10 protein-coding genes, 1 tRNA gene, 1 other RNA gene and 2 pseudogenes are annotated in these 12,777 nt (G+C 29.2%); 10 read left to right on the top strand and 4 right to left on the bottom strand.

The window, feature by feature from the left end; genetic code table 11:
• Positions 1-100: 100 nt before the first annotated feature.
• Positions 101-886, bottom strand: a pseudogene (locus KMP69_RS03675) (RNA-guided endonuclease TnpB family protein); the annotation flags it as partial.
• A gap of 455 nt (positions 887-1,341) precedes the next feature.
• Here KMP69_RS03675 and ffs point away from each other — a divergent pair.
• From ffs to KMP69_RS03720, 9 genes are all read left to right on the top strand, one after another.
• Positions 1,342-1,658, top strand: an RNA gene (gene ffs / locus KMP69_RS03680) — signal recognition particle sRNA.
• A gap of 78 nt (positions 1,659-1,736) precedes the next feature.
• Complete coding sequence (locus KMP69_RS03685) at positions 1,737-2,213, top strand: metallophosphoesterase (RefSeq protein WP_214400587.1); 477 nt, start codon at positions 1,737-1,739, stop codon at positions 2,211-2,213.
• A 31-nt stretch (positions 2,214-2,244) separates the two neighbouring features.
• Complete coding sequence (locus KMP69_RS03690) at positions 2,245-2,406, top strand: 4Fe-4S binding protein (protein ID WP_214400588.1); 162 nt, start codon at positions 2,245-2,247, stop codon at positions 2,404-2,406.
• Positions 2,407-2,520: 114 nt separating this feature from the next.
• The gene (gene purO / locus KMP69_RS03695) at positions 2,521-3,135 is read left to right on the top strand and encodes an IMP cyclohydrolase (RefSeq protein ID WP_214400589.1); all 615 of its coding nucleotides are present in this window, start codon (positions 2,521-2,523) and stop codon (positions 3,133-3,135) included.
• Positions 3,136-3,184: 49 nt separating this feature from the next.
• Entirely contained in the window at positions 3,185-3,814 is a 630-nt protein-coding gene (locus tag KMP69_RS03700) for a TIGR00153 family protein (RefSeq protein WP_214400590.1), read from the top strand.
• A 51-nt stretch (positions 3,815-3,865) separates the two neighbouring features.
• Positions 3,866-4,708: an inorganic phosphate transporter gene (locus KMP69_RS03705; RefSeq protein ID WP_250543632.1), complete on the top strand. Its 843-nt coding sequence runs from the start codon at positions 3,866-3,868 to the stop codon at positions 4,706-4,708.
• Positions 4,709-4,722: 14 nt separating this feature from the next.
• The gene (gene hycI / locus KMP69_RS03710; protein WP_250543633.1) at positions 4,723-5,241 is read left to right on the top strand and encodes a hydrogenase maturation peptidase HycI; all 519 of its coding nucleotides are present in this window, start codon (positions 4,723-4,725) and stop codon (positions 5,239-5,241) included.
• Between the two features lie 15 nt (positions 5,242-5,256).
• Positions 5,257-8,076 (top strand): leucine--tRNA ligase, encoded by a 2,820-nt coding sequence (gene leuS, locus KMP69_RS03715; protein ID WP_214400591.1) that lies wholly within the window; start codon positions 5,257-5,259, stop codon positions 8,074-8,076.
• A gap of 340 nt (positions 8,077-8,416) precedes the next feature.
• A complete protein-coding gene (locus KMP69_RS03720; protein ID WP_214400592.1) occupies positions 8,417-10,288 on the top strand; it encodes a KamA family radical SAM protein in 1,872 nt (623 codons plus the stop codon).
• 91 nt (positions 10,289-10,379) lie between these two features.
• Here the strand turns inward: KMP69_RS03720 and KMP69_RS03725 are convergent.
• Positions 10,380-10,648: pseudogene (locus tag KMP69_RS03725) on the bottom strand (IS6 family transposase); the annotation flags it as partial.
• Between the two features lie 113 nt (positions 10,649-10,761).
• On the opposite strand from KMP69_RS03725, the gene KMP69_RS03730 reads away from it, so the two are divergent.
• Positions 10,762-10,838 (top strand) — tRNA-Val (locus KMP69_RS03730).
• 220 nt (positions 10,839-11,058) lie between these two features.
• On the opposite strand, the gene KMP69_RS03735 is transcribed toward KMP69_RS03730, so the two are convergent.
• Positions 11,059-11,910, bottom strand: coding sequence for a cation diffusion facilitator family transporter (locus tag KMP69_RS03735; RefSeq protein WP_214400593.1), 852 nt, complete (start codon positions 11,908-11,910; stop codon positions 11,059-11,061).
• 19 nt (positions 11,911-11,929) lie between these two features.
• Positions 11,930-12,700: an MBL fold metallo-hydrolase gene (locus tag KMP69_RS03740; protein ID WP_214400594.1), complete on the bottom strand. Its 771-nt coding sequence runs from the start codon at positions 12,698-12,700 to the stop codon at positions 11,930-11,932.
• Positions 12,701-12,777: the final 77 nt, after the last annotated feature.

Below are 12,777 nucleotides of genomic sequence, written 5' to 3' on the forward strand. Positions count from 1 at the left end.
ACTAGTGATAAGAATACCTTAATTAATGAGGTAATAAACAATAGGTTAGACAAAAATAAAGTATATTGTATTTTATATAAATCTTAGAGGGTTTGTAGCAGTTACTTAGTTTTTGTAGCATAATTCGTTTAGGAGATTTTTTATAAATTGATTTTAATTTATCAATGATAATATCATAAACCTCTTTAATTCTATGGAGTTCGGATAAATCAACTCTAATCCATCCTTCAATTGGATGATATATATCGAGAGATTTTAGATTGCTATAAACTCCGACAATTATTTCTATAATCGAATGGTCTATAGATTGTTTGAAAGTTAGATAAGCAGAGTTTTCCTTCAAAATAATTTCTCCAATCTCCCAATCTTTAACCTTATCGAAAAACCATTCATCTTTAATGTTTAAAATTAAATATTCCTTTCTCGGCTTAATAGTAATTTTAATTTCTCCTTTTTCTTTATTGTATTTTATTAAGGTTGTTTTCACTCTAACGAATGGTCTTTTAAATATCACCTTAGTTCTTTTTCTCAATCCCTTTAAATAATTGGATTTCCAACAATCCATTGTTGAATAAGCGACTTTAATAGTCGCATCGACATAATGGAGAGCATAATTCCAACCGTTTAATAATCTTCTCCTTAACACCCTCTTAAAATCTTTATCTTTGGGAATTTCTGGGATTAACCGAAACGGTAGAGTAGTATTTATAATTATTTCCAACTTTATACCGATGTTTAACTATTCTCTCTTTCCATTGGATATTGTTCCAGATAATATCGACAGCAGTTTGAGATAGATTTAAAAATCGATTAGAAAATTATTTATATTATAATTGTGAGAAACTTTATATGCCAGAACGATTTGGTTGGGGATTTTATTCCTCATTTTATCACCGAAATTTTTATCTCTTTTTGTATAAGAATTATTTTACAAAGTATAAAAAGATTTCTTTTTTAACTGTCGATAAATGAGTATCTTTGTCTATCTATGCCTATATATTTTTAAACAGTGTTAGATAGCAATTTCTTAATTTCTGTAACATATCACAGTATATAAATATTCAATTTAATTATATTACTAATTAACCGATGAGAGGGCTCTGCCTTCGAGGTTATTATAAATGCTTATAAATTTCATTTGAAGGGCCGTTTCCGTTCTACCCAAAGTCCAATGAACCTATAGCAGAGAGAATGGTATTCCCAATGAAACAGGGTTGAATATCACCCATTTCCATGGCCGTAAGTTATTATATGTTATAATACTCCATGGAAATGGGAAACGGTAACCATTAACCATCATAAACTATATAAACCTGATTATATTATAATATAAAGTTGGTGTGCATGGCTAGGCCGGGGGGTTGGGCGTCCCCTGTAACCCGAAATCGTCCTTATGCGGGGGCCGAAAACCTGGGGGCGGTATGTCCTCCAGTCTTCTCTCCACAGGTCTCTCGATGATGCCTCGTCCCGTGGGGCTCGGCGGTGGGGGAGCACCTTCTGTAGGGAAGGTGTAACCCCCTTTACCTGCCGAACCCCGCCAGGCCCGGAAGGGAGCAACGGTAGGCAGGACGTCGGCGCTCACGGGGTAAACGGGGTTGAGAAGAGACCTGTGGGTAGGAGGGGGCTGGAGGACATACCCACCCCAGGGAAGCCATGCACACCACTATTTTTTATATATCTTAAATTTTATTTTCTAAATATTCTAATTGATAAAAACTTAAATATGAGGGAAAATAATGCTTATTGGTGTAATATCTGACACTCATATTTACGATAGAGCATATGAATTGCCAAAATCTGTTTTTGATGAATTTTCTAATGTTGATTTAATTATACACTGTGGAGATGTTACTGACAAAGATGTTTTAAATTTATTGAGTGATTTAGCAGAAGTTATTGCGGTTAGAGGAAATATGGATTATCTTAATCTTCCAAAACAACAAATTTTAAATATAAATAATTTTAAAATAGGAGTTATTCACGGAGATGTTATTTATCCAAGAGGAGATAAACTAAAATTAAGATTATTAGGTAAGGAGATGGGAGTAGATATATTAATCTCAGGACATACACATACACCATTTATAGATGACTGTGGAGATGTTTTATTACTAAATCCCGGCTCTCCAACGGTTCCAAGGTGTCCTATTAAGTCAATTATGAAATTAAATATTGAGGATAATGTTAAAGCTAAGCTAATTCCAATTGAATAATTTTATATAAATTTTATTTTTGGTGTTAGGAATGGAAATATTAAATAAATGTGTTGGATGTGGTAATTGTGTTGTATTTTGTCCAAAAAAGGCAATAAAAACCTATGGGGTGGCGATTGTAGATAATGATAAATGTGTAAATTGTGGTATATGTGCAAAATACTGTCCAATTGATGCTATTGTGATAGACTAAAAATGAATTTATTCAAATAAAACGATAAAAAATAAACTAATAAAAATTAAAACGAACTAAAGTAATATAATGTAATAGAAAGATAACAATGTAAAGATATAAGGAGGTTTAAAAATGTATATAGGAAGGTTTTTAGTGGTTGGTAAGACAAAGGATGGAAAACTCTTTGCCGCTTACAGAGTTTCGAGTAGAAGTTTTCCAAATAGAGTGGCTAAAAAAATAAACGATAATACAGTGGCAATAATTCCAAAGGACTTAAATGAAATTTTTAAAAATCCTTATATCACTTACAACTGCATAAAAGTAGTTAATAATACTGTTATAGTCACTAATGGCTCTCATACTGATTTTATAGGTGAGAAATTACATTTTGGTAAAAGAGATGCATTAGCTTATGTATTAACCGTTATGGACTATGAGAAAGATGATTACAAAACTCCAAGAATAGCGGCAATATTAGATAAAAATGAATGCTATATGGGATATGTTACTCATGAAGATATTAGAGTTAAAAAGGTTGAATTAAAAGAAGGAAAAGGTTATTATTTAGGAGTATATAACTCATGTAAAATAGATGAAAATCAAGTTATAGATATTGAAGGAACCACTGCAGAAGAGATAGCAGAGTATATTTTAAACTACAAAGAATTTGAGCATCCAGTAGCATGTGCTGTAGCTGTTATTGACAAAGATAAAGTAAAGATAGCTACTAAAAATAAAAATGAATAATTTCATTAATTTTTAAAAATTTTTAAATTAACTATATTGCGTGATTGTTATGTCTATTTTTTTATTTGAAAGGAACAATGAAAAAAATGTAATTAACAATATTAGACAACTTATTAAAATGGCTTTAAATAGCATTAATCTTTTGAAGGAGTATATGCACTCTAAGGATGAAAAACTATTGAAAGAAATTATAAAAATAGAGGAAGAAGGGGATGAAATAACTAAAAATATAAGAATAAATTTAGAAAATGCATTTTTGCCAAATATGAAGAGAGAACTATCGAGGTCTGCTGAGCTTTTAGATGAAACCTTAGATAGCTTAAAACATGCTGCTATGCTTTATGAATTATTAAAATATGAACTGGATAGTTATTTAAAAGATGAAATCGATCTCGTTTTAATGATAACTGTTGATATGTTCAAACACTTAGAAAGAATTTTAGATGTTATTGAAAATGGAGGAGACTTAGATACAATAATTAAAGAAATTAAAGATAAAGAGAAATTTATTGACGACATTTATCAAAACAAAATTTATAAATATTTAATTAATTTAAAAATCATATCTTTTTGGGATGGGAAGATACTATGTGATTTTATTGATAACATAGTGGATATTAGCGACTACATAGAGGATGTTGCAGATGAATTACAGATAATGTATTTCCATATTAAATAAGGTGATATTATAAATTCCCAAATTTTAAATTTAATAGTAAGTTTTTACTTATTGTTTATCTTAGGTGCTAACAATGTTGGAAATGCTATTGGCACAGCATATGCTTCAAAAGCGGCATCTTATAAAAGTTTATTAATTTTATTTAGTGTTAGCGTTATTGTTGGTTCTTTATTTGCTAAAAATGTTGGTAATACTGTAAATAGTATATCCTCAGAAGCTTTAATTTCCTTAATAATTTCTTCTTTAGTTATGACAATATCAACATATAAAAAAGTGCCTATTTCTTTACACACTATTATAGTATGCTCATTAATTGGCTTAAATTTTAGTTCTTCAAATTTAAAAGTGTTTTTTAAAATATTATTAAGTTGGATTTTTTCTCCAACTATTGCAGTTATTATTGCTTATATATTCTATTTAACTTATGAAAGAATTAAGATTCCAATTTTTAAAAAATTATCTATAATTAGAACTTTATTATTACTAACTTCTGGAATAATTGCATTTAACTTAGGAAGTAACGATTTACCAACCATTTTAGGAACTTTTACAACATCTCAAACAATCTATCTTATTGGAGCAGTTTTTTTGTGCTTAGGAGCATATCTATATGGAAACAAAATTTCAGAAACATTTACTATGATTACCAATTTGAGTGTAACATCTGCATTTATAGCCCAACTATCTGGAGGTTTGGCTGTAACTATATTTACTGCATTGGGAATGCCTGTTTCAACAACTCAGGCAATAGTTGGGGGTATTTTAGGGGTTGGATTAACCAAAGGAATAAAAACAATAAAGTGGAGTGTATTTAAAAAAATTATTTTTTGGTGGGTTGTGGCTCCAATAATTGCCTTAATAATTGGGTTTATTATTAAGAAAAAACTAATGTAATTAAGGAGATTGTTATGAACAATTTAATAAAACTTTTAAAAGGTTGTAAAAAATTAGTAATTATAGGAGTAGGAAATGAATTAAAGGGAGATGATGGTATAGGAGTATATGTAACTAAAAAATTAATGAATTACTTTAGTGAAAATAATAATTTAAATAATGAAATTTTAAAAATAAAAAATCTATATTTAATAAATGCTGGAACTGTCCCTGATTTTTATACTGATATTTTGAAAGAGATAAAGCCTACTCATCTTATAATTATTGACTGTGCTTTGATGAATGAACCTCCTGGCAAAGTTAAAATTATAAAAGAAGATGAAATAATAAATTACAGTTTATCAACTCACACATTACCAATATCATTTATAATTAAATATTTAAAGAATTTTGTAAATTTTGATGTAATAATTATAGGAATCCAGCCTAAGATTATAGATTTTTGTCCTATGTCTAAGGAGGTTATAGAATCTGGAGATAAATTGATAGAAACTCTTATAAACTGTATAAAAAAATTAAATCTAACAGAATAATAGGATGTGATTGATATGATTGACTTTAAGGAAATAGAAAAAAAATGGCAAAAAAGATGGGAAGAGGCAAAGATTTTTGAGGCAGATCCTGATGATAGGGAGAAGTTCTTTATAACTGCGGCATTTCCCTACTTAAATGGTGTATTACACGCTGGGCATTTAAGAACATTTACAATTCCAGAAGTTGTTGCAAGATTTCAAAGGATGAAAAATAAAAATGTCTTATGGACTTTTGGTTATCATGTAACTGGAACTCCAATATTAGGTTTGGCTGAGTTGATAAAAAATAAAGATGAAAAAACAATTTGGGCATATACAAATTTACACGGAATACCAGAAGAAGACCTTTTACAATTAACAACACCAGAGAAAATTGTAGAATACTTCTCAAAAAAGGCAACTGAGGCATTTAAAAGAATGGGATTCAGTTTAGATTGGAGAAGAAACTTTAAGACGGATGATGAAGTTTTCAATAAGTTTATTGAATGGCAATTTCATAAATTAAAAGAAAAAGGTTTAATTGTTAAAGGTTCTCATCCTGTTAGATACTGTCCAAGATGTGATAACCCTGTTGAAGATCACGACATATTAGTTGGAGAAAATGCCACTTTGGTAGAGTATATATTAATTAAATTTAGAACAGAGGATGGCTACATAATGCCTATGGCTACTTTAAGACCAGAAACTGTTTTTGGAGTTACAAATGTTTGGATTAATCCTTCTGCTACATATGTAAAGGCAAAAGTTTATTTAGAGATAGAAAAAGAGGATGGAGTTGAATTAATTGATAATGGAATTTGGATAATGTCAAAAGAATGTGCTGAAAAACTAAAACATCAAAATAGAAGAATAGAGATTCTTGAGGAGTTTAAAGGAGAACTACTTATTAACAAAAAGGTTATAAATCCAGTAACTGGTAAGGAAGTTCCTATACTACCTGCTAAATTTGTAAAAACTAATATAGGAACTGGTTGCGTTATGAGTGTTCCAGCACATGCACCTTATGATTATATAGCATTAAGAGATTTAGGATTAGTTGATGAAATAGATTTAATTCCATTAATTGATGTTCCCGGATATGGAGAGTATCCTGCAAAGGAAATTGTAGAAAAAATGGGTATTAAAAGCCAAGAAGATGTTGATAAGTTAGAGGAGGCTACTAAAAAAATTTATAAAGATGAGTTCCACAAGGGAGTTTTAAATGAAAATTGTTTAGATTATAAAGGCATTCCAGTTAGAGAAATTAAAGATAAATTAACAAAGGATTTAATAGATAAAGGACTTGCTGAGGTTATGTATGAATTTAGTGAAGAAAAAGTTATTTGTAGATGTGGAACTCCTTGTATAGTGAAGATGGTTAAAGGACAATGGTTTATAAAATACTCTGATAAAAAATGGAAGGAATTGGCTCACAAATGTGTAGATAAAATGAAGTTTATCCCTGAACATTTAAGACAAGTGTTCCACGAAAAAATTGACTGGATGAAGGATAAGGCTTGTGTAAGAAGAAGAGGATTAGGAACTAAGTTTCCATTTGAGGAAGGATGGGTTATTGAATCTTTATCTGACTCAACTATATATCCTGCATACTATACAATTGCAAAATATATAAATGAATATAAAATAAAACCAGAACAACTAACCTTAGAGTTGTTTGACTATGTATTCTTAGGTAAAGGAGATATTGAGAAAATTTCCAAAGATACAGGAATTCCAAAGGATATTATTGAAGGTATGAGGAAAGAGTTTGTTTATTATTATCCAGTTGATTGGAGATGTTCTGCTAAGGATTTAATTCCTAATCATTTAACATTCTACATCTTTAACCACGTAGCAATCTTTCCAGAAGAGTATTGGCCAAGAGGCATTGTAGTCAATGGGTATGTTACAATTGAAGGACAAAAGTTGTCTAAGTCAAAGGGTCCATTAGTTCCAATAATAGAAGTGGCTGAAAATTATGGGGCAGATGTTGGAAGGTTTTATATAACAACCTGTGCTGAATTACCACAAGATGCTGATATTAAATTTAAAGAATTGGAAAATACTAAAAAAGTTTTAGAAAGATTGTATTTATTTGCAAAAGACATTGCTGAAAGAAAGGATGAAGAAGGAAGTGAATATAATTACATTGACAGATGGTTATTAAGTAGATTATATAGATCTGTTAAGCTATACGATGAATATATGGAGAACTTTGAACTTAGAAAAGCGGGAATATTACTCTATCAACTGTTAGATGACTTAAAATGGTATAGAAGAAGGGGAGGAAATAATATAAATGTATTGAGGGAGTTCTTAGAAGTTATAATAAAATTAATGGCTCCATTTACTCCACATCTATGTGAAGAAATGTGGGAAATGTTAGGAAAAGAAGGATTTGTTTCTTTATCTAAATTGCCAGAAGTTAAAGAGGAGTTTATTGATGACAGTATAGAAAAAGGAGAGGAATATTTAAAATCAGTAATTGATGACATAAAGGAAATAATAAATGTTACAAAAGTCCAACCAAAAAGAATTTATCTATATACAGCCGATGAATGGAAATATGATGTCTTAAAAATAATTAAGGAAAATGAAGGAAAGACAATTAAAGAGTTAATGCCAATTATTATGAAAAATTCAGAGTTCAGAAAGTATGGTAAAGAAATTCCAAAGTTGGTTAATCAATTGTTAAAAGTTAATGCTGATATTATTAATGAAGTAGAAATCCTAAAAAATGCCAAAGAATTTATAAAAAGAGAGTTTAATGTAGATGAAGTTATTATCAATGGGGAAGACAAAGGTAATAAAAAGAGAGTAGCAATTCCATGCAAACCAGCAATTTATTTAGAATAAAACTATTTTTACTTTTTAATAAAAATTATTAAATTAAAATTATAATATTATATAATAAAAATAGTCCTGATACGAAAACTTTTTATATGATTATCAATATAATTATTTTTGGAAATATTGTATTAAATAATCATAAATATCTTTTTAATAAATATAATAAATCCAAATAATTTTAATTTTTACATAATTTACGAACATCTAAAACTTGTTTTAGCGGATTTTCTATTTTTATTTGACAAGGTTTAATTTAAAATTTTTGTCTTTACCTTTAAAGTTGTTTAAAAAACTGTAATTAATATATTAAATAATTTAAATTAATAAAATGATATGGAGGGGGAATATGATAGCGAATTCAACAATTAACGAGGAATACAAAGTTATAAATAATTATAAGTCTTTTTTGGAGATATTTTCTGAAGTTCCAGAAATTGGAGAAATTTTAGAGAAGAGTGAAAGTATAGAAGAGGCAAGAGAAAAGTTATTTGAATTTTGTAAAGAGTTAGAGTGGAAAATTAGAAGTGGTAAGATAAAATTTAAAAATGAAATAGATAGATGGCTATCATTAAAATCTATTGAAATATTTTTAAATATAATCTCTAAACACAACGAAAAATTATCTGGATTTAGCACATTGGAATATTTATGGAAAGCATATAAAGGTTACGAAGATGCTTTAAAAGAAATAGGGGAGGGTTTTATTGAAGAATTTAGACATTTGTTTTTGGCTATGTCTGGAAAGGCGAACTATTCCTTAGGTTTCTTAGGAGAAAGATTATTAAATGAAGGTGTTGAATTTGTAGATTTTAGTAAGATAAAAGGTAGAAAAGCAGGAATTGCGAGATCCAACTTTTTAGATAAAGTTTATGAAATTATGAGAGAATACATTAGTAAATATCCAAGCGGGTTAGATAAGAGAATTATATTAAAAAGAAAAAAGAATAGGGAAATTTTAGAAGATTTCTTTGGAATTACTGATGATGAATGGTTTAACTATAAGTGGCAGTTTAAAAATGTAATAAAAGGTAAAAAAGGAGTAGAAATTTTAAAAGAACTTAGAGAAGAGACAAACTTTAAAATATCTGATGAAGATTTGGAGATTATAGAAGAATGTGTGAAAAATGGAATACCATTTGGAATAACTCCTTACTATTTACATTTATTTGACTTCGAAAATCCTTATGTTGAAGATCTACCAGTTAGAAGGCAGGTTATTCCTCCAAAATGGTATGTTGAAAAGATGATTGAACATAAAGAGGATAGATCAACATTCTTTGACTTTATGGGGGAGCATGACACTTCTCCATGTGACTTAATAACAAGGAGGTACGTTACAATTGCAATTATAAAACCTTATGAATCTTGTCCTCAAATTTGTGTCTATTGTCAAAGAAACTGGATGGTTCAAGATTTTAACGAAAAGGCATTTAAAGGTTGGGATAAAGTTGAAAAAGCATTAGATTGGTTTGCTGAGCATGACTCAATGATAGAGATACTAATTACCGGTGGAGATCCATTCAGTTTAAGTGATAAGGCTATTGAAAAGATGTTAAATAGAATCTCTGAAATTAATCATGTTATTGGAGTACGATTTGGAACGAGAACAATAGTCACAGTTCCTATGAGAATAACAGATGAATTGGTAGAGATATTAGACAATTATGAAAAGAGTTTAATGATTTCTACACATGTTGAAAGTTGTTATGAAATTACACCAGAAGTTAAAGAGGCTGTTAGAAAATTAGGAGAGAAAAATATTAAGGTTTATAATCAGCATGTATTTCATAGATATGTAAGCAGAAGATTTGAAAATGTCGCTTTAAGAATAGCTTTAAAGAAAGCAGGAATAATTCCATACTATACATTCTATCCTAAAGGAAAGATAGAGCATAAAGATTACTTAGTTCCAATAGCAAGAGTAGTTCAAGAAGTTAAAGAAGAAGCGAGATTATTGCCAGGATCATTTAGAACAGATGAGCCAATATTTAATGTTCCAAGAATGGGCAAGAATCATTTAAGAGGTTGGCAGGATAGAGAATTGATAGCTATAAAACCTAATGGAAGTAGAGTTTATCTAATGCATCCATGGGAAAAAGGAATATATCCAACTAAGTTATACACTTACGAAGATACGCCAATTAAAGAATACTTAGATAGTTTAAAGGAAATTGGAGAAAATATTGAAGAATATAAAACTATTTGGTATTACTATTAATAATCATAAATATAATCTCACTTTTCTATTTTTGTAATCTAAGATTTATAAACATAGAACTACAATATAAACCGGACGAGGTTGGAGGTTGTCAAGATAAAGATAGGAGGAAGTTATAGATGGAAGCGAAAGAATTAAGCCAAGAGATAATTGTATTAAATTTGGAATTATTAGGGAATCTATTATAGAAGGACTTAGTTTTTCGTTTAAGGAGGGAGAAGAAACTTACTACACAATTTCTTAATCAAAATCGAACTCTTTTGAATTTTAAACCTAATCTCTGTAATGGTCATGGATACCATCCACTAAAATTTTTGGTTTATTCGAGCAAAATTTTAATATACTTCTTACGAATAATATTTTTTATTTCCATATTTTTAAATCTTTCTTATCTTGACAGTCTCTCTCAACCGGACAACCGAAATATTTATATATGAGTTATTCATACTATAATCTCGCTGACTGATTGTTGTGGGCTCGTGGTCTAGCTGGCTATGATGCCGCCCTGACACGGCGGTGGTCGGGAGTTCGAATCTCCCCGAGCCCACCAATCCTTAAATAGGCAGAGCATTTTGGGTATAGCAATAGGGCGAAGCCCTATGCTTTGAGACTCCTCAAACCCACCAATCCTTAAATAGATAGTATATTTTGAGCATAGTTATTTTTATTTTTAGAGAAATAAATTATTATATTCAAATTTTTTATTAAATTTATTAAAAATAGATTAAATTAGGAAAATATTAATTAATATAGAATAATATTAAAATTAATTAGTCAACAATATCAACATGAACATATGCCTTTTCAACATTATCTAATTTTTCTAATCTTTTCTTAACATCTACCTCAATATCGTGCATTTCCTTTGCAGATATATTTGAAGGCACTTCAACATGTAACTCAACATAGATTTTAGGTCCTACATAATGAGCTTTTATATCATGGACACCTATAACCCTATCTACACTTAATGCCTCTTTTTTTACAATCTCATAAAAATCCTCTGGAGGAGAGCTTCCAGTAAGATAATTTATGTTAGTTATAATTATTTCAATAGAAACCTTAGCAATCATAATTGAAACGATTATCCCAGCAATGGCATCACCATAACTTACTCCAAATTTCTCCAACAATAAACCAATTAAAACTACTATACTACTTAAAACATCACTCCTATGGTGATAGGCATCTGCAATTAATATTTGACTATTTAACTTTTTTCCTACATATAAACTATATTGTGTCATTAACTCCTTAGATACTATTGAAATTATAGCTACTGTGAGCATTATAATATTGACAGTAATTACTTCCTTACTGAAAAGTCTTTCAATTGCAAATTTACCAATCTCGCAGGCAGTAAAAAATAATGCCAGACCCATTAAAAAAGCTATTAATGGCTCAAATCTTGAATGTCCTAATGGATGAGATTTATCAGCAGGTTTTGAAGCAAGTTTTATCCCAATATATCCTAAAACACTTGTTAAAACATCAGATAAAGAATGAACTCCATCAGAGATTAAAGATATACTTGAGTATATATAACCAACTATTATTTTTATTACTCCTAAAAAGATATTACCAACAATACTCACAATTATTGGCTTTTCTTTTTCATCCATAAAAATCCCAAACTAAATTTTAAACTTTGAGAACTTTTCCAACATGTCCATAGATGAAGTTGTTTAATTGAGATAGTTTTGTTAATGCCTTAAATCCAGTGCAATGCATTGGCATAATCCAAAAATCTTGTGATTTGAAGTAATCTACAATTTTATTTAAGTATTCATCAGAAACAGATACTAAGTGAAAACCACCTAAAACTTCTTTAATTTCACTCAACTTTTTTCCATATTCAACTACATTTATTATTCCACTGTGAGAACAGCCAGTAATTAAAACTCCATTGGCAATTAAAAACATATCGTCATTTATTTCATCTTTTACTTTTTTTCCATCCTTAATACAATGAAATTCTTCCATCTCATACTCATACTCTCTTGGAATGTATCCAGAGATGATAATATCTTTGTCTATTTTGTATGGCTTCTCTATAATCTTTAGGTCTGCTTTTTTTAGAAGATAATCTTTTATTTCTTTATCTATTCCAATATATCTATTTCCAGAATATTTGTCTAAAAAAGCGTCCTTATGAATTATAACCTTTCCACAAATTAAATCGTTCTCTATAATATATTTTAAACCGTCAGTGTGATCATAATGGCCGTGAGATATAACTACATAATCAAAACCTTCATTTTCATTGAACAATTTTAAATTTTCTCTCAAAACTATTGGGTTTTGCCCAGCGTCAAACAGAATTCTTTTATTGTTAATTTCAATTAAAGCAGAAAAGCCGTGCTGAGCAAAAAATTTTTTATATCCTGTGTTATCAACCAATATCTTAATCATAATTTCACCTCTTAAATTTATAGATTTATTTTCCACATATGCGTATAAATAATTTACGAATAATTAATACTTTTCCT

The sequence above is a fragment of the Methanocaldococcus lauensis genome, from assembly GCF_902827225.1.
Lineage (GTDB): Archaea > AGJL01 > Methanococci > Methanococcales > Methanocaldococcaceae > Methanocaldococcus > Methanocaldococcus lauensis.